We start from the raw sequence: 20,134 nt of genomic DNA on the forward strand, positions 1-20,134 counted from the left end.
AGGGCTTTTGTTGCGCGCAAACCCCCGGTATCAGGCCCCCATGACGCAGCAATTCACCATAATCCGCCTTGGTCATCAGGGCGATGGCATCGCCGAAGGCCCTGTCTATGCCCCGCGTACCCTTCCGGGTGAGGTGGTTAGCGGCACGGTGGACGGTCAGTTTTTGCAAGATATCCGGGTCGAAACCCCCTCGGACCAGCGTGTCAAGGCGCCGTGCCGCCACTACAAGGCGTGCGGCGGGTGTCAGCTGCAGCACGCGTCAGACGATTTTGTCGCTGGGTGGAAAGTGGATGTGGTGCGCAACGCGCTGGCCGCGCAGGGGCTCGATGCGCCGACGCGGCCCATTCACACCTCGCCGGAACGTTCGCGCAGGCGGGCCACCGTCGCCGTGCGGCGGACGAAAAAGGGCACGCTTGCGGGATTCCATGGACGCGCGTCTGATACCATCACCGAGATACCTGATTGTCACCTGCTGGATCCGGACCTGATCGCTGCGATCCCCGTGGCCGAGGCGTTGGCCCTGTTGGGTGGCAGCCGAAAGGGAGTTTTGGCCGTTACCCTGACCCTGTCCGAGGGCGGGCTGGATGTGGCCGTGAAAGGTGGTAAACCGCTGGACGGCCCGCTGGAGCTGGCCCTGGCGCAAGCAACCGAGAAACATGGCCTCGCCCGTCTTAGTTGGGATGGTGAAGTCATCGCCATGCGCCAACCCCCCGTTCAACGGTTCGGCAAAGCGGCGGTCGTCCCGCCCCCCGGCGCGTTTCTGCAGGCCACGAAATACGGAGAACAGGCTCTGTTACAGGCGGTTTCGCAGGCCACGCAAGGGGCAAAGCGGATCGTTGACCTGTTTGCGGGCAGCGGAACCTTCTCTCTGCCGCTGGCGGAAGCCGCCGAAGTGCATGCCGTCGAAGGCGAATCCGCCATGACCGAGGCACTGGATCAGGGCTGGCGGCGGGCGCAGGGCCTCAAGAAAGTCACGACCGAGGCGCGCGACCTATTCCGCCGCCCTTTGATGCCCGATGAGCTGAAATCCTATGACGCCGTGGTCATCGACCCGCCCCGCGCCGGGGCCGAGGCGCAAACTGCTGAGCTGGCGCAGGCCAAACGTCCGGTGATTGCCTATGTTTCGTGCAACCCGGTGACTTTTGCCCGCGACGCAAAGACGCTGGTTAACGCGGGATACACCCTTGAATGGGTACAGGTGGTTGACCAATTTCGATGGTCGTCCCACACCGAACTTGCCGCCCGGTTCACCCTGAACCCCTAACCGCACAGGAGACCATCCCAATGGGGATCACTCAGCGCCTGCTGACCATCATCGAAGCCCCATGGTTTGGGAAATTCATCACCGGGGTCATCCTGTTCAATGCGGTGCTTTTGGGGATGGAGACCTCACCCACGCTGATGGAGGCTGCGGGCCCCCTGATCGTAACTCTGGATAAGTTGTGTCTTGCGATCTTTGTGGCTGAGATCGCGATGAAGCTGGTCGCAACGGGCCGCAGGTTTTTTACAAGCGGCTGGAATATCTTCGATTTCATCATCGTGGGCATCGCTCTTGTCCCGAGTGCGGGTGCCCTGTCGGTGCTGCGGGCACTGCGAATTCTGCGGGTGTTGCGGGTAATATCCGTTGCGCCGAGCCTGCGCCGAGTGGTGGAAGGCTTCATCTCGGCGTTGCCGGGCATGGCCAGTGTGTTCCTACTGATGGCGATCCTGTTTTATATCGGGGCCGTGATCTCGACCAAACTGTTTTCCTACAGCTTTCCCGAGTGGTTCGGTGATCTGGGTCTGTCGGCCTACACGTTGTTCCAGATCATGACGCTGGAAAGCTGGTCGATGGGTATCGTCCGCCCGGTGATGGAGGTGTACCCCTATGCCTGGTTGTTCTTTGTGCCCTTCATCATGGTCACGACATTCGCCGTGGTGAACCTGCTGGTCGGTCTGATCGTGAATTCGATGCAGGATGCCCACCATGCCGAGGATGAGGTTAAAACCGACGCCTACCGCGATGAGGTTCTGGAGCGGCTGGAAAGCATCGAGCGCCGTTTAATTGAGCACTCGGACATCAAAAAGTGATTTCAGTTTTTGCCGATTCTGGCATAATCCTTGAAAAAAACAGAGCAGCAGGCAGTGAAACATGGATCGTCGAGCATTTGGAATGGGTGCTGTAGCAACGCTGGGCCTTTCGGCCTGCGCGTCGGCCAGCCCAAGGTTTCTGACCTATGACGGGCCCGAGGTCACCTCATTAGTGATCAACAAGGGTGCACGTAAACTTTATCTTCTTCATAACGAACATGTCCTGAAGGAATACAAGGTCGACCTTGGCTTTGCTCCGCGGGGCACCAAGACCAAGCGCGGTGACGGACGCACGCCGGAAGGCACGTATCTGATTGATCGCCGCAATCCCAACAGCCGTTATCACCTGTCGTTGGGTATTTCCTATCCCAACTCGCAGGATGTGGCTCAGGCCAAGGCGGCCGGTGTTGATCCGGGCGGAGACATCTTTATCCACGGCCAACCCAACAAGCGGGCCGAGCGTAAACGGGCAAAGAAAACAGAAGATTGGACGGCGGGTTGCATCGCGGTCACTAACGAAGAGATCGAAGAGATCTATGCGATGGTGAATCGCGGCACGACTATCACGTTGCGCCCGTAGCCGGTTTCCATCCTCCGAACCCGAATTGCATATAGTCGCGCTGGTAGGCATCCTCTGCCAGCGTTTCGAGTGTTTCGTCGTAAATTTCGGCCAATGTGAATGGCGCGTCATCGGGGGCTGTATCCGGCATGGGTGGGGCATCATGACCCATCTCTCGCACCAGATCAGGAAGCGCTTTGGTCATTTCATCTTCGCGTAAGATCAGATCGGGCAGAGCGAACGACGCCATCCCCTCAAGGACTTGTGCCTGACTGCACCAGACGCCATCCACTCGAACAGGGGTTTGCCCGGCGAGGTTTTGGCGCAGAAACACCAGAAACGCGCTGAACGCTTCATGGTGTTGATCCAGTGAATAGGTTTCAGCGCGCACATGTCCCGGGATCGGGATTTTGAACCGGTTGCGCAGTATGTTGCGTATCTTCAGATAGGCGCCAGGTTCGGTACTGAGGATGTACCTGCAAAACACCGAATGTGCGCGGGCCAAAGGATGGCGCACAACGGTGAACTTACGATGCCCTTTGTTGGACTGAAGCCAGTGCCGGGTTTGCTTGCGGTTCTGGTTCGTCAACAGATCCTCGGGCGACACCCCGTCGAGTTTGGCCAACCACGCCTTAACCCGATCCTCGACACCTCCGCGAACTGGCAAATACATCACTCGCGTGTTCGGTGCTGCAACGTAATTGGCGACCGCCGGCCCTCTTCGAGGTTCAAAATTGGGTGTGCGATGCAGATTGAAATAGTCCAGCCCGTGCAGGGATTGCTCGGTCTCGTCAGGGTTGGTGACTTTGGCCAGAGGCGGCTCGGGGTTTTGCGGCTTGAGCGTGTCGTCGATCCGGGACAAGCGACTTTCCACACCTAACCACTTGGCCAGACCGTTCAGAGTTTCAAGACGATGCAGGTCATCATACGAGATGTAGAAGGCCGTTTGGCCGCTTGCCTGCAAATGGTGCAGCAAAAACAGCTGAAAATCCTGCTGCTGGTCCAGATAGTCCCTAAAGCTGTGAGGATCGAATTCAACCTGAGCTTCGCGCCGGCGTTTTACGTTCTTTAACTGCCATTGCTTGGTTTCCCGCGCTATCTGCAGGGAAATGAAACTGTCCAACGGATTACGCGTCAGGATGATCTTGGCGCAACGGGGATCGCTCAAAACAGGCTCTAACACGCGGGAATCATGCCCTTGGAAAAAACGAAACCCATTCATTTCGCCGGGTGCAATCCTGATTGCTTCCAGCAGGCGTGACGGGTCGGCGTCCCGTTCGTCCAACGAAATGTCCAAAAGCGTGTCCGATTTAACGCGTCCGATGAAATGGGGATTGAACGCCTCGCCATGGCTTGTGACACCATCCAGTGCGTTCAGGTTCGCCTCGAGCAGGTTGGAGCCGGTGCGCATGGCGGCAAGGATGACAAAATAGTCGAAACGGGGCTGCATAAGTGGTCACTGCACCAGATAGGGTTTGTGATAGGGTCTTGTCCGTTTGCCGAACACATCATCAGCAGGAAAATCGCCCATCAGGTAAGGGTGCATTCCTTGGTTTTTTAGGTTCTGCAGAAACTGTCCAAAGCCGCTCAGGTCAACCATCGTCGGCGCGGTCGTCAGGTGGGCTTGGGTCTGCATTCCAATTTCGTCTGCCACAGTTTGCAGGGGTTCCATGGGGGATTCGACGAATTCAGCCAGTGACCACGTTCGTACCCGCGCTTTGGTCCAGACCGAGTTCAGAACCTCGAGCTGCTTGGTTTCGATCTGCTGAAGGCGCGCGGCCTCGGCCCGGATATCCGAAAAATTCATATTTGACCGAAACAGAGATATGGCCCACGCCCCGGTCACGACCGAAATCTGAGCATTCTTGTCGCGCGCCAGAAACCAATTAAGCGACTGCGTGTCGCGAGGTCCGTATTGAAAACACTGGCGCTCGCCGCGCGTGTTCCAGATCAGATTAGACAGGAAGGCGGTTGGGTTATAATCCCGCAAAGTCGCGCAGTCGCTGAGTGCGCCATTCGAGATCGTCTCACCCCCCGAAAACTGGGCACGTTCCGGGGCAAAGAGATGGCCATGGACGCGTGCACCAGTCGTATCCGTCAGCCAGCTTTCAAAATCGTCGAACAGTTCCGTAAAGCCCTGAAACACTGAGTAGGGAAAACACGTCAGACCGTTCTCGCTGCCATGCCGGGGAAAGCGGCTTTGCATGTACAAGCCATCCCGCCCGTGCGTGCGACGCTCGACCGCTTTGGAAAACACTCGGTCGATCTTGCCGGGGCTTGGCTCAGCCGGAGTGACTGCGCTGCTCTGTTTGGTCAGAAAGGTCTGATACAAGCGGTCGGCATTGCACCAAATCTTGCGGGCCACAAAACAATCGGACCGCCGTAAAAGCTGTAAATGGTCGTCGTAGAATATATGCGGACGACCTTGGAAATCGAACTTGGACAAGGTCAATGACCGGCTTTCGATATGTGTGGAATACAATCGGGCGAGTGTTTGGAAATAGCTTTCGTCCGGGATCCACACCCGCCGGAAATAGCGATCATAGACCTTGCGTTTGGGGTCTTGCAGAATTGCGGACAGGGTCTGGCGTGTCAGACACCACCATTGGCTACCCATATGCGGAACCAGCCCCTCGGGAATGCTGCGACGCATTCCCAGTGCGCGTTGCAATTTGACATAGGCATCAAACAGTTTGCGATGCCTGCGCCATGAAAACGGAAATCGCAGCGTAAAGCGTTCCTGATCCAGGCCGCCAATTGTCCAGCTTACGTCTGCCGTGGTTGCACTTTCGATGAAATCCACTCTGGGGCGTTGCGCGAGGTACTCGATCAGTTCAGGTACTGGTCGCAAAGGTAGGCAAGCGCCCGAGGACAGGTAAACATGGTGAACATCTGGGAACGCGTCCAGCATCAGTTCGGCCCCTGCCTGCGACGCCTCGACAAGACCCCAACTGCCCCACGGACATTTGTGACGTCTGGAGAACCGGATAAGTGGATTGTCGTCACAAGAAGCCACAAAATCGGAAAAGACCTGATCTGACACGTTCTGATCCACGTGGATCACGACGGGGCATCCCGACGCCGTCCAATGCCGCGCAACCTGCTCGGCCCGGTGCAGAGCCGTGTGTACCAGCATGACGACGCCCAGATTGCTCATGCCCAGTTTCCCTTGGACATAAGACCCAGAATCTCAAGCTGTCGCCAGTTGATGTACTTCTCGGACCACGTGCACCAAAAGACGGGCTGCTCGTCCAGGCCCTGCGCATAAGCCTGATATTCGCCGGATTTGCGATAATGCTGGCGACGGCCCATTTCTTCGCGGGCTTTTTCCCCCAGCGTATTGATCAGTTTTGCGTGCAGCAGCGCGCCGCTGGCCTTTTCGCCGCCCCATTCGTCATAGACCTGGTTCAAACCTCGTGGCAGCAGCGAATGAGTCGAGCTGACATAAGCATAGCGACGATCCCATTTCACCAGCGGGATTTTGTTAAGCGCTGGCGCCTTTGACGGGGTATCGCGAAAGAACACCCGTGCCCGCGGCCCGCCTTGAATCCATAGATTCCCGTATTCCGGGTTCCGGGTGATCATGTAATTGCCGGAATCGAACCAACGGGCAATTTCGAACGGATCCTGCCCTTCGGTATAAACCTGTGCATCGACCGGGCCACGCGGGTACATATCCAGCAGCATCGTGCCAAAGCTGCGAACGGCGCATCCGTCCAGCCAATCTGTCAGTGCCCGCAGCGGCCGCGTGTCGCAAAACGGGTAGATAAAAAACTCATCCGGGTCCACGGTCAGAACCCAGTGTCCATGGGCATATTTGCGCAAAAGGTAGTTCGACCAATCTATCCCGAAGGTCGCGCGCCGATAGCTGGCGTTTGTATGCCAGACCGAAACATCCGGCTGCGCGGCCAGGAACTCGGCCGTGCCATCGTCACTGTCATTGTCCACGAAAAGAAAATGGTTCACACCCAGCTTACGATAATATTCCAGAAAATAAGGAAGGCGGATTTTTTCATTCCGCACCACGCTCATCAGCAGGGTGTCGCGGCGTTTGATCTTACCAGTGTTGTTCGAGACGGTCGAAAGATCGCGTCGTTTTCGAGCGCAGCGCAAAATACGGCGCTTGCGCCGCAGTCTCATTCGGTAAGAATCCAACAGGCTCACGTGACCGCCCAACCTTTTGATTTACGCGAGCATCCCCGGGGCCTGGATGTGCCAGAGTGGTGCCGGGTGATTGTCGAGTTATGCCATTTTTTCATGTATCAAAGCAATGCATTTACAAGTCGTTAGCCCCAGTGGCGGTTTCCCACTCAATTAGACCCATCAGTTTGGCTTGTTGCAACGTTTTCCAACCCGTGTAGCGTGCGGATTGAGAGGTCCAGAGAGTCGGCCGATCGGCTATCCCGTCATAGTAGTCACCAAATTGATCTGGATCGTGGAAATGCTGTCGGCGGGTCTTTTCGGACTGCGACTTTTCGACGATCTCGGGCAGGAATTTCGTATGCAGCAATACCCCGGATGGGGTTTGGTTATTCGGCCCGTTGTAGGTGGCATTCAAGTCTCGGGGTAATGCGGAATGGCAAGAGTTTACAAAGGCATACCGCCGCGACCAACGTATTAGTGGAATCTTGTTCAGGGTTGGGGATCGGTCCGGCTTATTTGAAAAGAACATGCGCTCCCGCACACCGCCCTGCACCCAGAGATTACCTAAAGGCGACTGCCTTCGTGATCTGTAAGGCGCCGGATCGAACCAGCTCAGCAGGTCGGTTGGGTCGGTTTCAGAGTTATAAGGTTCGGCACCCAGCGGGCCTTTGGGGTACAGGTCCAGCATCAAAGCACCAAAAGAGCGCTGTCCCCTTGCGTCCAGCCATGCGGTCAGGTCGTGCAAGGTCCGGGTGTCGTAGTCAGGATAGACAAGCAGTTCATCGGCATCCACCATCAAGGTCCAGTGCCCGTGACCATAGCGCATTTGCAACCATGTCAGCCAATCCAAGCCGAAGCGCGACGCACGATAGCTGGCCTGCGTTTGCCATAGCGAAACATCCGTTTGGTCGCGCAGCAGCTCGACCGAGCCGTCATCGCTGCCATTGTCCACGATCAGAAAGTGGTCAACATCCAGCGCGCGATAATGGCGCAGGAACCAGGGCAGACGGGTGATCTCGTTGCGCAGAGTGGTAAAGGCCAAAATTGCGTCTTGTCCGATCCCAGCAGTCCGGTTTGCCAGGGCCGTTAGATCGTGGCGACTGCGAAAGGATCGCCACAACAGCCGCCTCCGTTTCAGCCGCAACCGATACTTCTGCGTCCAACTGATGGGCGGAAGGTTATCGGGTGCGGGATCGGTCACCAAAAGCTCATTTCTCGTAATTGCCGTTTTGGTGCCACCGCCAAGCGTCGCCAATCATAGTCTCTAACGTGGATCTTTCCGGCGACCAGCCCAGTTCCTCCCCGGCCCGGACGGACCCTGAAACCAGTTTGGTGCAGTCTCCAGCCCGGCGTGGGCCGATGGAATAGGGCACCTCGCGGTTGGTGACGGCTTTGGAGTGGCCGATCACCTCCATCACCGAAAAGCCCGAGCCGGTGCCCAGATTGAACACCCGGCTGCCCTTGCCCTGTTCCAGCCAATTCAGCCCCAGCACATGGGCATCCACCAGATCGCAAACATGCACGTAGTCGCGGATACAAGTCCCGTCGGGCGTATCATAATCGGTGCCGAACACAGTCAGCCCGTCGCGCTTGCCGTCAATGGCATCCAGCATCAAAGGGATCAGGTGGGTCTCAGGGCGGTGGAATTCGCCCACTTGGCCATCGGGGTCCGCACCCGCCACGTTGAAATAGCGGAAAATCACGTGGTTCAGCCCATGCGCGGCTTCGAAATCCCTCAGGATATCCTCGATCGCCCGTTTTGAGGCCCCATAGGCGTTCAGCGGCAATTGCGCGGTGTCTTCATCGAGCACCACATTGTCGTGCTCGCCGTAGGTCGCGCAGGTCGATGAGAACACAAAGTTCCGGCAACCCGCGGCGACCGCGGCTTCGATCAGGGATAGCGAGCCGGTGACGTTGTTGGTCCAGTATTTACCAGGCTCGGACATCGCCTCACCCACCTGGCTGAGGGCGGCGAAATGCATCACGGCGGCGGGTTGGTGCTTGGCAAAAACCTCATCCAGCCGGGCGCGGTCCAGCAGGTCGCCCTGTTCAAAGGGCCCGAATTTCACCGCGTCCTGCCAACCGGTGATCAGGTTGTCATAGGTCACAGGTGTATAGCCGGCCTGCGCCAGCGCCTTGCAGGCATGCGATCCAATATATCCGGCCCCGCCGGTGACAAGAATATGCGTCAATTCAGTATCCAGTTTTCGAAACCGGGCGTGTTTAGTTCCTGTTGGATAAACACGCCAGCGGCCGTTTTATTCAATCCAGGCCCATCTCGGCCATCATCTGTTCCAGCTTGGGCACGTCCTGCGGGTTGTTCAGCTCCCAGAACTGGCGGCCTTTGGCCTCAACCTCGACGCACAGAACTTTGCGGCCGTTTTCCATGAAGCGCAGCTGTTCAAGCCCCTCCAGCTGCTCCAGCGGGCCAACGGGCCAAGTGGGATAGGCGGCCAGCGCATCGGGGCGATAGGCATAGACGCCCACATGGTGAAACACCGGGGTGTCGTCCGGGCCCGCATAGGTCTGCGCGGTATAGGGCACCACCTCTTTCGAGAAATACAGCGCGCTGTGATCGGCGGCGAACACGGCGGTGGTGCCACCGACCCGCCCGTGTTTGCGGTCGTTCAGCAGGCTGTTGAGCGCATCGCCATCGCAGCGCAGCACCGGTGTGGCGACCCCGGCATCGGGCGCGGCGCGCAGGCCCGCGATCAGATCCTCGACAAACCAATGCGGCGTCAGGGGCGCGTCGCCCTGCAGGTTGACCACAATGTCAAAGCCCGCGCCCAGATTGGCATGGGTTTCGGCGCAGCGTTCGGTGCCGTTCTGGCAAGTGTCCGAGGTCATCACGACCTCGGCCCCGAACGCCTCGGACGCGGCGCGGATGCGGTCATCATCGGTGGCGACAACCACCTTGTCGATGCCCGACACCGAACAGGCCGCGCGCCAGGACCGTTCGATCAGGGTCATGGCTTTGCCGCTAGCCCCGGTCAGCGGTACCAGCGGTTTGCCTGGATAGCGGGTCGAGGCGTAGCGGGCGGGAATAGCGATGAGAACAGACATCAGGCCTCCTTCAGCTCAACACCCGGAGCGTAGGCGATGAAGAACGGGTTTGCATAGCCGTCCTTGCCGTAGGTCAGGGGGGAATTATCGTCGAACCGCACCACGTGTCCGCCCGCACCGGCCAGAACAGCGTGGCCTGCGGCGGTGTCCCATTCCATCGTACGGCCGACGCGGGGGTAGAGGTCTGCTTCGCCCGTTGCGACCAGACAGAATTTTAGCGACGAGCCCGCGCTTTTACTGTCCTTGACCTGATATTTGTTGATGTAATCCTCGGTCGCCTGATCCCGGTGCGACTTCGACGCCACGATCATCAGCGCCGAATTGTCTGGTTTAGAGACTGATATCGGTGTCACATCCCCCGCTTGTGCCTTGTCCAACGTGCCGGTTTCCTCGACCGATTGGCCATTCGGTTGGGTATAGAACATGCGCCCTTTAGCGGGTGCATAGACAACGCCGCGCGTCGGCACGCCATTCTCGACCAAAGCGATATTTACCGTAAAATCGCCGCGCCGGTTGATGAATTCCTTGGTCCCGTCCAGCGGGTCAACGATCAGGAACGTTTCGCCTTTCTCCGAATGCGAGGCGGCCTGTTCCTCGGTAACCAGCAGAATATCGGGAAACGCAGCGCGCAACCCGGCCGAAATCAGAGCGTCTGCAGCCTCATCCGCTTCGGTCACGGGGCTGGCATCGGATTTGACTTTGACGTCGAAATCATCTGCCTCATAAATCTCCATGATCTTGTCGCCAGCTTCCAAGGCGAGGCGTCGAATGACAGGGATGAGGGCGTCGTAGGTCACAACAATGCTCCGTTCCAGTGATTTGTTGATCGAAAATTCTGACGGCCTTATGATGCGCCGGTTACGGAACGGCAAGAAATTCGTGGCAAATTGCAGGCGATTCAGCGGGAAAGAGTGCGTACGTGTTTTATTTTGAGCGAAATAAATCGCTGGTGGGCGGTGCATTTACCACACTTGAGCTGATCTATCATGCGGTCGTGCGCAGCATCCGTTCGCAGCGGTCGAATGCTGTGCTGGCCGTAATTATGAACATTGTGCAAATTCTTGCGCTGGTCACGGTGTTCTATCTGATCATGACCTTGGTCGGTAAAATTACGGGTGTTGCAAAGATTCGCGGTAACCCGATCCTGTTTTTGTTGTCCGGGGTATTTCTGTTTCTGACCCATGTGAAGTCTGTCAGTGGTGTGTCTGGGGTTTCAACGGGCAACAATCCGATGATGTTGCATTCTCCGATGAACATGATGGTATCGCTTTTGGCAGCGGCCTTTGGGACATTATACACTCAGCTCGTTTCGATCCTGGTGATCCTGTTTGTATACCACGTCGCGATCGAACCGCTTGAGGTGCAAGATCCTGGTGGTGCGTTCTATATGCTGGTTTTGGCATGGTTCACGGGATGCGCTGTAGGCGTTGTGTTCATGGCGCTGAAGCCTTGGCTGCCAACTTTTGTGTCCATTTCCTCGACCGTGTACCGGCGTATGAACATGATTTTCTCGGGCAAGATGTTTGTAGCAAACAGTTTGGGAGGGTTTACTTTATTGATGTTCATCTGGAACCCGCTGTTTCACATTATTGATCAGTGCCGCGGGTTTGTGTTTCGCAACTACTTTCCGCGCAACACAAGTTGGGAGTACCCGCTGTGGGTCGGTCTTGTCTTGCTGCTGATCGGGCTGCTGGGCATTTTCTTTACACGCCAGCATATCTCGCAAAGCTGGGGTGCCCGCAGTTAACGTGCGACACGCAAGGTCAGATTGATCCGCCCCCCTTTGGGCAGCAACCGGGATGAACCGAACCTAATTCGGTCTATGCCATGATAGGCCAGGCGCGCAGGTCCGCCCATGATTACGACATCACCCGAGTTCAGCCAGATCGACTCGGTCTTGCCGCCGCGGGTGGTGTTGCCGATGCGAAACAGCGCGTCGTCACCCAGTGAGACAGACAGAACGGGCCATGAAAAATCCGCCTCGTCCTTGTCCTGATGAAGCCCCATGCGCGTTCCTTCGCCGTAGTAGTTGATCAGGCAGCAATCGGGATCGCGTTCGGATGATGCGAGGTCCCGCCAGATATCAAGGATGGGGTCGGGGATAGCAGGCCATGACATGCCTTTAGGGTGCAGATCCTGATACCGATATCCCGCTTTATCTGATACCCATCCCAAAGATCCGGCGGATGTCATGCGGACTGACATTTCCTTGCCCGAAGCCGTAGTTGGTCGAAACAATGGCGCAGATTTCAGAATCGGCCGCAGCAGATCGACCAGTTGCGCCTGAGCGTGCCCGTCCAGATAAGCTTTTCGTATATCGAAATCGCGCAAAAGCAGCCGTGCCATCCAAGATTCCCCAATCCTTGCCAAAACCTTGCAAAAAAGGCCACAGATTCCCGAAAACCTGCGATTTACACCGCTTGCAGGCTTTTGGTCTCGCCCTTATATACGCCGGGACGCGTCATGGTGTAGGGCCATTGCGCAATTGAGATCGAGGCAGGGATGCCATAACGGGTCCCGGCCTCGGGACATCGCCTTGAAGAGAAAGGGATCGAACATATGAGTAAAGTAATCGGGATTGACTTGGGAACCACCAACTCGTGCGTGGCTATCATGGACGGCTCGCAGCCGAAGGTCATCGAAAACGCCGAAGGGGCGCGGACCACGCCCTCGATCGTCGCCTTCACCGAAGATGAGCGACTGGTCGGTCAGCCTGCAAAACGTCAGGCGGTCACCAACCCCGACAACACGATCTTTGGCGTCAAGCGTCTGATCGGTCGTCGCGTGGATGATGCCGAAGTCGAAAAAGACAAGAAAATGGTGCCGTACAACATCGTCAATGGCGGTAACGGCGACGCGTGGGTCGAAGCCCGCGGTGAAAAGTACTCCCCAAGCCAGATCTCGGCCTTCACTCTGGGCAAGATGAAGGAAACCGCAGAAAGCTATCTGGGTGAGGAAGTCACACAGGCGGTTATTACTGTTCCCGCCTATTTCAACGATGCTCAGCGTCAGGCCACCAAAGATGCCGGTAAAATCGCCGGTCTGGAAGTGCTGCGGATCATCAACGAACCGACAGCGGCTGCTCTGGCCTATGGTCTGGACAAGGAAGAAACCCAAACCATCGCGGTTTATGACCTTGGTGGCGGTACCTTCGACGTGACCATCCTGGAAATCGACGATGGTCTGTTCGAAGTCAAATCGACGAACGGCGACACCTTCCTGGGTGGTGAAGACTTTGACATGCGCATCGTCAACTACCTGGCGGATGAGTTCAAAAAGGAACACGGTGTCGACCTGTCGCAAGACAAGATGGCCCTGCAGCGTCTGAAAGAAGCCGCTGAGAAAGCCAAGATCGAGCTGTCCTCGACCTCGCAAACCGAAATCAACCAGCCGTTTATCTCGATGGGTGCCAACGGCCAGCCGCTGCACATGGTCATGAAGCTGACCCGTGCCAAGCTGGAATCGCTGGTTGGCGACCTGATCAAGAAGTCGATGAAGCCTTGCCAGGCGGCCCTTAAAGACGCGGGCCTGTCGGCTGGCGACGTGGATGAGGTTGTTCTGGTCGGTGGTATGACCCGGATGCCGAAAGTGATCGAAGAGGTCACCAAGTTCTTCGGTAAAGAGCCCCACAAAGGCGTGAACCCGGACGAAGTGGTTGCCATGGGCGCCGCTATTCAGGCCGGTGTTCTGCAAGGCGACGTCAAAGATGTGGTTCTGCTGGACGTGACCCCGCTGTCGCTGGGCATCGAGACGCTGGGCGGCGTGTTTACCCGCCTGATCGACCGCAACACGACCATCCCAACCAAAAAGTCTCAGGTCTTCTCGACGGCCGAAGACAACCAGAACGCTGTAACCATCCGCGTGTTCCAGGGTGAGCGTGAAATGGCTGCGGACAACAAGATCCTGGGTCAGTTCAACCTCGAAGATATCCCACCCGCACCGCGCGGCATGCCTCAGATCGAGGTGACCTTCGACATCGACGCCAACGGCATTGTCTCGGTTTCGGCCAAGGACAAAGGCACCGGCAAAGAACAGAAGATCACCATTCAGGCCTCGGGCGGTCTGTCGGACGACGATATCGAAAAGATGGTCAAGGACGCCGAAGAGAACGCGGAAGCCGACAAGGAACGCCGCGAGCTGGTCGATGCCAAGAACCAGGCGGAAAGCCTCATCCACTCGACCGAGAAGTCGATGGAAGAGCATGCCGACAAGGTCGACCCGACCACCATCGAAGCCATCGAACTGGCGATTGCCGCGTTGAAGGACGAGCTGGAAACTGAAAACGCCGACAAGATCAAGTCTGGCATTCAGAACGTCACCGAAGCCGCGATGAAGCTGGGCGAAGCTATCTACAAGGCGCAAGCTGAAGATGGCGAAGATGAACCGGCCGCAGCCGATGCCGCACCGGGCGATGATGACATTGTCGACGCCGAGTTCGAAGATCTGGACGACGACAAACGTAACTAACGGCTCACCGGGCCAATTCGGGCCGGTCCGTTCTCCGGGCCGGCCCATTTACGTTGAGGCAGAAGGACATACTGATGTCAAAACGCGACTACTACGATGTGCTCGGCGTACCCAAGGGCGCATCGGCGGATGAGATCAAGAAGGGTTTTCGCAAGAAGGCCAAGGAATTGCATCCCGACCGCAACAAGGACAACCCGGACGCTGAGGCCCAGTTCAAAGAAGCGAACGAGGCTTACGACATCCTGAAGGACGCCGAGCGCAAGGCAGCCTATGACCGTTTCGGCCACGCGGCCTTTGAAAACGGCACCGGTGGCGGCCGTCCTGGCGGCGGCTTTGGTCAGGGCGATTTCTCGAGCGCGTTTTCCGACGTGTTCGACGATCTGTTCGGCGATTTCATGGGCGGCCAACGTGGCGGAGGCGGTGGACGTCGCGCGGCGCGCGGCTCGGACCTGCGCTATAACTTACGCGTGACGCTGGAAGAGGCGTTCTCGGGTCTGCAAAAAACCATCAACGTGCCTGCCGCTGTGGCCTGCTCGGCCTGTGATGGCTCGGGTGCGGAAGGTGGTGTAGAACCCACGACCTGCCCCACTTGTTCGGGCATGGGTAAGGTCCGTGCGCAGCAGGGCTTTTTCACGGTGGAACGCACCTGTCCGACCTGTTCGGGTCTGGGTCAGATCATCAAGAACCCCTGTAAATCCTGTGGCGGTGCGGGTCGCGTGGAAAAAGAACGCGCCCTGTCGGTCAATATTCCGGCTGGTGTCGAAACCGGTACGCGCATTCGCCTAGCGGGCGAGGGTGAGGCTGGAATGCGGGGTGGTCCTCCGGGTGATCTGTACATCTTCGTCGAAGTGTCGGACCATAAACTGTTCGAGCGTGACAGCGTGAACCTCTATTGCCGCGTACCTGTCAGCATGGCCAAAGCAGCCCTGGGTGGGTCGATCGAAGTCCCCACCATCGATGGCGGGCGTGGTCGCGTTCAGATTCCAGCTGGCAGCCAGTCTGGCCGTCAGATGCGCCTGCGTGGTAAAGGTATGCCCGCGTTGCGCGGTGGTGGTGTAGGGGACATGTTCATTGAACTTGCGGTGGAAACGCCGGTGAACCTGACAAGCCGCCAGAAAGAGCTGTTGAAAGAGTTCGACGACTTAGGTGAAGACAACCACCCAGAGTCCAAAAGCTTTTTCTCATCCGTCAAATCTTTCTGGGATGGAATGAAGGGCTGAAAAGCAGGGTAGGGGGCTCTGCCCCCGCCGCCCGTTCCGGGCGACTCCCCCGAGATATTTATAGCCAGATGAAGCAGGGGATCCGAACTTTATCTGGCCACAAGTAGCTCGGAACGTGAGGCAGAGCCTCGCAGAATCCTCTTGATTATTTCTCGCGTGCCTGAAATGTTCCGCACCAACCGTTGGGGTGCCTCTTGTGAGGGGCTGAGAGGTGCTATTGCATCAACCCATCGAACCTGATCCGGGCAATACCGGCGGAGGGAACGGTCGCCAAATTATGGACGTTTTCTACGCCACGATTGCCCAAGATAATCTGGAGCAACGATATGGCGTCTATTGCCTTGACGATAGCAGGTTCGGACAGTGGAGGGGGGGCCGGCATTCAAGCCGACCTCAAGGCCATGTCTGCTCTTGGAGTGTATGGCGCCAGCGTGATCACGGCGATCACGGCGCAGAACACGCGGGCGGTGACGGCTGTTCACAGTATTCCGTTGGATGTGATTGCAGCACAAATTGAGGCCGTGCTTAGCGATCTGGATGTCGGGGCGATCAAGATCGGGATGCTAGCAACTCCAGAAATTATCCGAACCGTGGCTGACAGTATCACTGGGTTCGGCGGTCCGATTGTGCTCGACCCGGTCATGATCGCCAAATCGGGTGACTCCTTGCTGGCTGAGGACGCGGTGCAGACATTGCGTGATGTGTTGGTGCCGTGTGCTTCTGTACTGACGCCGAATTTGCCCGAGGCGTCATGTTTACTGGGCTTGTCGGACGCGGAGACTACAGAACAGATGATCGAACAGGGGCTTGGGCTATGCGACCTTGGGGCTCAGACCGTATTGATGAAGGGGGGACATGGAAAGGGTGACGTCTGCCACGATCTTTTGATGGATCGGACGGGCTTGATCGCTGAATTCTCGGCCCCCCGCCGTCAAACCAAAAATACGCATGGCACCGGGTGCACATTGTCTTCTACGGTTGCGGCGGGATTGGCGAAGGGGTTGTCAGTTCCCAACGCAGTCGCGCAGGCGCACGAATACCTGCAGGGTGCGATTGCACAAGCAGATCGTTTGAACATTGGGCATGGTCATGGGCCGGTGCATCATTTCCACCAGTTTTGGCCTGCGTGACGATCTGGTCGGTCATAGGTTCGGGCGTTGCTGGTTTGGCTGTGGCCAGTGAATTGGTCTCGCGCGGGGCACAAGTGCAGGTTTTTGACCCCGGCGGGCCACCCGGAGCGCATGGTTGTTCTTGGTGGGCCGGTGGGATGCTAGCCCCATGGTGCGAGTATGAAAATGCTGAAGAGCCAGTGATGCGTTTGGGGCAGACCGCGTTGGATTGGTGGGCCGCGCGGACTCAGGTGCAACGGTGTGGGACGTTGGTTGTGGCCAATCCGCGCGACTTGCCTGATTTACGACGATTTGCGCGTAGGACTGAAGCATTCGTCGAAGTCGATCAATCTGAAATCTCTGAGTTAGAGCCTGATTTACATGATTTCCCCAAGGGTCTGCACTTTGCGCAAGAGGCACATCTTGATCCGCGTCAAGCGCTGCATGACCTGTATCGACAGTTGCAGAATCAGGGCGTTGTGTTCCACCGCAAGCTTGCGCCTTCGCGGTTGGAAAACGCGATTGACTGCCGGGGGCTGCACGCGCGCGAGGTCTTGCATGATCTGCGAGGTGTGAAGGGTGAGATGTTGGTGATCCGCTGCCCCGAGGTCACTTTGACCCGGCCGGTGCGGTTGCTGCATCCCCGGATGCCACTTTACATCGTTCCGCGTGGTGGTGGCGTCTACATGCTGGGTGCGACGATGATCGAGAGCGAGGACAGCAGCCGCATCACCGCGCGGTCTATGCTGGAACTGCTCAGCGCGGCTTATGCGTTGAACCCGGCCTTCGGCGAGGCCGAGGTGCTGGAGATTGGCGTCGATCTACGTCCTGCCTTCCCCGACAACCTGCCGCGTATTCGGCGGTTGGGGCACATGATTTACGCCAACGGTCTTTATCGCCACGGCTATCTACTGGCCCCGGCGCTGGCGCAGGGTGTGGCCGATCTGGCGCTTGAAAATAAACATTCGGAGATGGTCGATGAAGATCGTGCTTAATGGCGAGACCCGAGAAATAACGGCTCTGACGCTGGCGGAAATGTTGGTTGAATGCGGATTCTCGGGCCGGGTCGCAACGGCGGTGAACGAGGAATTCGTTCCTTCGAGCCTGCGCATTGCGCACGAACTGGTAGATGGCGACCGGGTCGAGGTCGTCGCACCGATGCAGGGGGGCTGAGGATGAAAACGTTTTACGGCACAGATTTGCCCAACCCCTTAATGCTGGGCACGGCGCAATATCCAAGCCCGGCCATTCTGGAGCAGGCGTTTCGGGAAAGCGGGGCCGGGGTGGCCACCGTGTCGCTGCGACGGGAATCTGGCGCGGGGCAAACATTTTGGCAGATGATCCGCGATCTTGGCGTGTTGGTCCTGCCAAACACCGCCGGGTGCCACACGGTCAAAGAGGCTGTGACCACCGCTCATATGGCGCGTGAGGTGTTCGACACCAAATGGATCAAGCTGGAACTGATCGGCCACACGGACAGTCTGCAACCGGATGTGTTCCAACTGGTCGAAGCTGCCCGCATCCTAACCGAGGATGGATTTCAGGTCTTCCCGTACACCACCGACGATCTGATCGTGGGTGAACGTCTGCTGGCCGCAGGGTGTGAGGTGCTGATGCCCTGGGGCGCGCCGATTGGGTCGGGGCGCGGATTGAACAACGAATACGCGTTGCGGGCGATGCGGGCGGAATTCCCGGATGTGCCGTTGGTGATTGATGCTGGCATTGGCCTGCCCAGCCACGCCGCGCGCGCGATGGAGCTGGGTTATGACGCTGTTCTGCTGAACACGGCCGTCGCGCGTGCCGGTGATCCGCCGGCGATGGCGCAGGCCATGATGCAGGCGATTGAGGCCGGGCAACTGGCCCATCAGGCCGACCCGATTGAGGCGCGCGATATGGCCGAACCCTCGACCCCTGTGATCGGAAAGGCGTTTCTGTCATGAGCCTCGACCGCTTTTACCCGATCTTTGATCACTCGGACTGGCTGCGGCGGATGCTGCCATTGGGTGTCAAACTGGTGCAGCTGCGCGTCAAGGATCAGCCCGATGCGGTGGTGCGTGAACAGATTACCCTGTCGCGCGATCTGTGCCGCCACTATGGCGCGGTTCTGGTGGTGAACGACTATTGGCAGGCCGCGATTGATCTGGGTTGTGACTGGATTCATCTGGGGCAGGAGGATCTGGACGACGCCGACCTGCAAGCCATTCGCAAGGCTGGGCTGAAGCTGGGCGTATCGACCCATGATGACGACGAGTTGGAACGCGTTCTGGCCATGGACCCGGATTATGTGGCGCTGGGGCCGGTCTATCCGACCATTTTGAAAAAGATGAAGTGGCATCAGCAGGGCCTGCCACGTGTCACCGAATGGAAGTCGCGGGTGGGCGATATCCCTTTGGTCGGGATCGGCGGGATGAGCGTCGAACGCGCGCCGGGCGTTTTGCAGGCGGGGGCGGATATCGTCTCGGTCGTGACAGATATCACCCTGAACACGGACCCCGAAGCGCGCGTGCGCCAATGGATCGAGGCCACCCGATGAGCCGTTATGCCCGCCAAACCATCCTGCCTGAGGTGGGGGCAGAAGGGCAGGCGCGGTTGTCTGCGGCGCATGTGTTGGTCGTCGGGGCCGGAGGGTTAGCTGCGCCGGTTCTACCCTTGCTGGCTGGGGCTGGAGTCGGGCGGATCAGGATGATGGACGGGGATACAGTCGATCTGTCCAACCTGCATCGCCAGACTTTGTTTACGCAGGCGGATTGTGGTCGACCCAAGGCTGATGTGGCGGCTGAGCGCTGCCGGAGCTTGAATGATGAGATTAACGTTGATGCGCTGAAACAGGCTCTAACAAACGAAAATGCGCCCAATATGGTCGCGCAGGCTGATGTGATCCTGGATTGTGCGGATAGCTATGCGGCCAGCTATATTCTATCCGATACTTGTTTGGCGCAGGGGAAACCGTTGATCAGCGCCTCGGTGCTGGGGTTATCGGGCTATGTTGGTGGGTTCTGCGGAGGGGCACCTTCGCTGCGCACGGTGTTCCCTGACGCGCCCGATAGCGGAGCGAGCTGCGCAACCGCCGGTGTACTGGGTCCGGTCGTTGGGACAATAGGCGCGATGCAGGCACAGATGGCGCTGAACCTGATCCTTGGGATCACGCCCTCGCCCTTGGGGCAGATGGTGCAATATGACGCCCTTACCCTGCGCACCAGCACCTTCCGGTTCGACACCGCGCCCGAGCCGAATAGCTGTTTTCGGTTCGTCTCAGCCAGCCAACTCAGCACGGATGACCAGATCGTCGAGCTGCGCGATGAGGCAGAGGCAGCAATCCCAGCGCATCCGAACGCGCAGCGCGTTTCGCCTGAAAATTTGCAAGAAATAGAGCCTAAACAAGGCAAAAGACTGGCCTTGTGCTGTGCAACTGGTCTGCGCGCATGGCGCGCTGCTGAAAAGATTCAACCGGATTGGCCGGGCGAGATTGTCCTCGTCGCGGCCTCGACCTCGTAAGCGAAAAG

At 57.9% G+C, this 20,134-nt stretch carries 20 protein-coding genes and 1 riboswitch; of the genes, 12 read left to right on the top strand and 8 right to left on the bottom strand.

All coding sequences use genetic code 11. The features are described from left to right. Positions 1-40 precede the first annotated feature (40 nt). The 3 genes from AC2FF7_RS14055 (at position 41) to AC2FF7_RS14065 (ending at position 2,650) form a co-directional block, all read left to right on the top strand. Positions 41-1,264: a class I SAM-dependent RNA methyltransferase gene (locus AC2FF7_RS14055; protein ID WP_496847686.1), complete on the top strand. Its 1,224-nt coding sequence runs from the start codon at positions 41-43 to the stop codon at positions 1,262-1,264. Positions 1,265-1,284: 20 nt separating this feature from the next. Then, positions 1,285-2,070 carry an ion transporter gene (locus tag AC2FF7_RS14060; RefSeq protein ID WP_496905805.1) on the top strand — a complete coding sequence of 262 codons (786 nt, stop codon included), beginning with the start codon at positions 1,285-1,287 and terminating at the stop codon, positions 2,068-2,070. A gap of 61 nt (positions 2,071-2,131) precedes the next feature. Continuing rightward, positions 2,132-2,650, top strand: a complete 519-nt coding sequence (locus tag AC2FF7_RS14065; RefSeq protein WP_480868943.1) for a L,D-transpeptidase family protein — start codon at positions 2,132-2,134, stop codon at positions 2,648-2,650. Here the strand turns inward: AC2FF7_RS14065 and AC2FF7_RS14070 are convergent. The 7 genes from AC2FF7_RS14070 to cysQ all read right to left on the bottom strand — a co-directional run bounded on the left by AC2FF7_RS14070 (position 2,634) and on the right by cysQ (position 10,632). Next, complete coding sequence (locus AC2FF7_RS14070; RefSeq protein WP_480868945.1) at positions 2,634-4,079, bottom strand: nodulation protein NodH; 1,446 nt, start codon at positions 4,077-4,079, stop codon at positions 2,634-2,636. The two genes, AC2FF7_RS14065 and AC2FF7_RS14070, sit on opposite strands and share 17 nt — an antisense overlap. Before the next feature lie 6 nt (positions 4,080-4,085). Continuing rightward, a complete protein-coding gene (locus AC2FF7_RS14075; RefSeq protein ID WP_496905806.1) occupies positions 4,086-5,786 on the bottom strand; it encodes a DUF5927 domain-containing protein in 1,701 nt (566 codons plus the stop codon). Further along, entirely contained in the window at positions 5,783-6,769 is a 987-nt protein-coding gene (locus AC2FF7_RS14080) for a glycosyltransferase family 2 protein (protein WP_480868948.1), read from the bottom strand. The genes AC2FF7_RS14075 and AC2FF7_RS14080 overlap by 4 nt, the downstream gene beginning before the upstream one ends. Positions 6,770-6,905: 136 nt before the next feature. Next, positions 6,906-7,973 carry a glycosyltransferase family 2 protein gene (locus AC2FF7_RS14085; protein WP_496905807.1) on the bottom strand — a complete coding sequence of 356 codons (1,068 nt, stop codon included), beginning with the start codon at positions 7,971-7,973 and terminating at the stop codon, positions 6,906-6,908. Positions 7,974-7,980: 7 nt separating this feature from the next. Further along, entirely contained in the window at positions 7,981-8,964 is a 984-nt protein-coding gene (gene galE, locus AC2FF7_RS14090) for a UDP-glucose 4-epimerase GalE (RefSeq protein WP_496905808.1), read from the bottom strand. A 70-nt stretch (positions 8,965-9,034) separates the two neighbouring features. Continuing rightward, positions 9,035-9,835: a 3-deoxy-manno-octulosonate cytidylyltransferase gene (locus tag AC2FF7_RS14095; protein ID WP_480868954.1), complete on the bottom strand. Its 801-nt coding sequence runs from the start codon at positions 9,833-9,835 to the stop codon at positions 9,035-9,037. Further along, a complete protein-coding gene (gene cysQ / locus AC2FF7_RS14100) occupies positions 9,835-10,632 on the bottom strand; it encodes a 3'(2'),5'-bisphosphate nucleotidase CysQ (protein WP_480868956.1) in 798 nt (265 codons plus the stop codon). Before cysQ ends, AC2FF7_RS14095 begins: the two co-directional genes overlap by 1 nt. Positions 10,633-10,754: 122 nt before the next feature. Between cysQ and AC2FF7_RS14105 the strand changes: the two genes are divergently transcribed. Further along, positions 10,755-11,582 (top strand): ABC transporter permease, encoded by an 828-nt coding sequence (locus tag AC2FF7_RS14105; protein WP_170755481.1) that lies wholly within the window; start codon positions 10,755-10,757, stop codon positions 11,580-11,582. Here AC2FF7_RS14105 and AC2FF7_RS14110 read toward each other — a convergent pair. After that, positions 11,579-12,181, bottom strand: a complete 603-nt coding sequence (locus tag AC2FF7_RS14110; protein ID WP_480868958.1) for an alpha-ketoglutarate-dependent dioxygenase AlkB family protein — start codon at positions 12,179-12,181, stop codon at positions 11,579-11,581. The two genes, AC2FF7_RS14105 and AC2FF7_RS14110, sit on opposite strands and share 4 nt — an antisense overlap. A 213-nt stretch (positions 12,182-12,394) precedes the next feature. On the opposite strand from AC2FF7_RS14110, the gene dnaK reads away from it, so the two are divergent. The 8 genes from dnaK to AC2FF7_RS14150 all read left to right on the top strand — a co-directional run bounded on the left by dnaK (position 12,395) and on the right by AC2FF7_RS14150 (position 20,126). Further along, positions 12,395-14,302 (top strand): molecular chaperone DnaK, encoded by a 1,908-nt coding sequence (dnaK, locus tag AC2FF7_RS14115; RefSeq protein WP_496847678.1) that lies wholly within the window; start codon positions 12,395-12,397, stop codon positions 14,300-14,302. A gap of 74 nt (positions 14,303-14,376) precedes the next feature. After that, positions 14,377-15,522: a molecular chaperone DnaJ gene (dnaJ, locus tag AC2FF7_RS14120; RefSeq protein ID WP_480868962.1), complete on the top strand. Its 1,146-nt coding sequence runs from the start codon at positions 14,377-14,379 to the stop codon at positions 15,520-15,522. A gap of 173 nt (positions 15,523-15,695) precedes the next feature. Next, positions 15,696-15,802, top strand: a riboswitch (TPP riboswitch). 46 nt (positions 15,803-15,848) lie between these two features. After that, positions 15,849-16,652, top strand: a complete 804-nt coding sequence (thiD, locus tag AC2FF7_RS14125) for a bifunctional hydroxymethylpyrimidine kinase/phosphomethylpyrimidine kinase (protein WP_496905809.1) — start codon at positions 15,849-15,851, stop codon at positions 16,650-16,652. Further along, positions 16,649-17,626 (top strand): FAD-dependent oxidoreductase, encoded by a 978-nt coding sequence (locus tag AC2FF7_RS14130; protein WP_480868966.1) that lies wholly within the window; start codon positions 16,649-16,651, stop codon positions 17,624-17,626. Before thiD ends, AC2FF7_RS14130 begins: the two co-directional genes overlap by 4 nt. Next, on the top strand, positions 17,610-17,804 hold the full coding sequence (thiS, locus tag AC2FF7_RS14135; RefSeq protein ID WP_170355656.1) for a sulfur carrier protein ThiS: 195 nt from the start codon (positions 17,610-17,612) through the stop codon (positions 17,802-17,804). Before AC2FF7_RS14130 ends, thiS begins: the two co-directional genes overlap by 17 nt. Before the next feature lie 2 nt (positions 17,805-17,806). Continuing rightward, positions 17,807-18,571, top strand: coding sequence for a thiazole synthase (locus tag AC2FF7_RS14140; RefSeq protein ID WP_170355657.1), 765 nt, complete (start codon positions 17,807-17,809; stop codon positions 18,569-18,571). After that, positions 18,568-19,164 (top strand): thiamine phosphate synthase, encoded by a 597-nt coding sequence (locus AC2FF7_RS14145; RefSeq protein WP_496847674.1) that lies wholly within the window; start codon positions 18,568-18,570, stop codon positions 19,162-19,164. Before AC2FF7_RS14140 ends, AC2FF7_RS14145 begins: the two co-directional genes overlap by 4 nt. Beyond that, on the top strand, positions 19,161-20,126 hold the full coding sequence (locus tag AC2FF7_RS14150; protein WP_496905810.1) for a HesA/MoeB/ThiF family protein: 966 nt from the start codon (positions 19,161-19,163) through the stop codon (positions 20,124-20,126). The genes AC2FF7_RS14145 and AC2FF7_RS14150 overlap by 4 nt, the downstream gene beginning before the upstream one ends. The last annotated feature ends 8 nt before the right edge of the window (positions 20,127-20,134 follow it).

This window comes from Ruegeria sp. YTSC325 (assembly GCF_059609525.1).

What these genes read in the sequence shown, in the direction of transcription:
- AC2FF7_RS14055 (WP_496847686.1), top strand. Translation starts at nt 41, where the DNA reads ATGACGCAGCAATTCACCATAATCCGCCTTGGTCATCAGGGCGATGGC.
- AC2FF7_RS14060 (WP_496905805.1), top strand. Translation starts at nt 1,285, where the DNA reads ATGGGGATCACTCAGCGCCTGCTGACCATCATCGAAGCCCCATGGTTT.
- AC2FF7_RS14065 (WP_480868943.1), top strand. Translation starts at nt 2,132, where the DNA reads ATGGATCGTCGAGCATTTGGAATGGGTGCTGTAGCAACGCTGGGCCTT.
- AC2FF7_RS14070 (WP_480868945.1), bottom strand. Translation starts at nt 4,079, where the DNA reads ATGCAGCCCCGTTTCGACTATTTTGTCATCCTTGCCGCCATGCGCACC.
- AC2FF7_RS14075 (WP_496905806.1), bottom strand. Translation starts at nt 5,786, where the DNA reads ATGAGCAATCTGGGCGTCGTCATGCTGGTACACACGGCTCTGCACCGG.
- AC2FF7_RS14080 (WP_480868948.1), bottom strand. Translation starts at nt 6,769, where the DNA reads ATGAGACTGCGGCGCAAGCGCCGTATTTTGCGCTGCGCTCGAAAACGA.
- AC2FF7_RS14095 (WP_480868954.1), bottom strand. Translation starts at nt 9,835, where the DNA reads ATGTCTGTTCTCATCGCTATTCCCGCCCGCTACGCCTCGACCCGCTAT.
- AC2FF7_RS14110 (WP_480868958.1), bottom strand. Translation starts at nt 12,181, where the DNA reads ATGGCACGGCTGCTTTTGCGCGATTTCGATATACGAAAAGCTTATCTG.
- dnaK (WP_496847678.1), top strand. Translation starts at nt 12,395, where the DNA reads ATGAGTAAAGTAATCGGGATTGACTTGGGAACCACCAACTCGTGCGTG.
- dnaJ (WP_480868962.1), top strand. Translation starts at nt 14,377, where the DNA reads ATGTCAAAACGCGACTACTACGATGTGCTCGGCGTACCCAAGGGCGCA.
- thiD (WP_496905809.1), top strand. Translation starts at nt 15,849, where the DNA reads ATGGCGTCTATTGCCTTGACGATAGCAGGTTCGGACAGTGGAGGGGGG.
- thiS (WP_170355656.1), top strand. Translation starts at nt 17,610, where the DNA reads ATGAAGATCGTGCTTAATGGCGAGACCCGAGAAATAACGGCTCTGACG.
- AC2FF7_RS14140 (WP_170355657.1), top strand. Translation starts at nt 17,807, where the DNA reads ATGAAAACGTTTTACGGCACAGATTTGCCCAACCCCTTAATGCTGGGC.
- AC2FF7_RS14145 (WP_496847674.1), top strand. Translation starts at nt 18,568, where the DNA reads ATGAGCCTCGACCGCTTTTACCCGATCTTTGATCACTCGGACTGGCTG.
- AC2FF7_RS14150 (WP_496905810.1), top strand. Translation starts at nt 19,161, where the DNA reads ATGAGCCGTTATGCCCGCCAAACCATCCTGCCTGAGGTGGGGGCAGAA.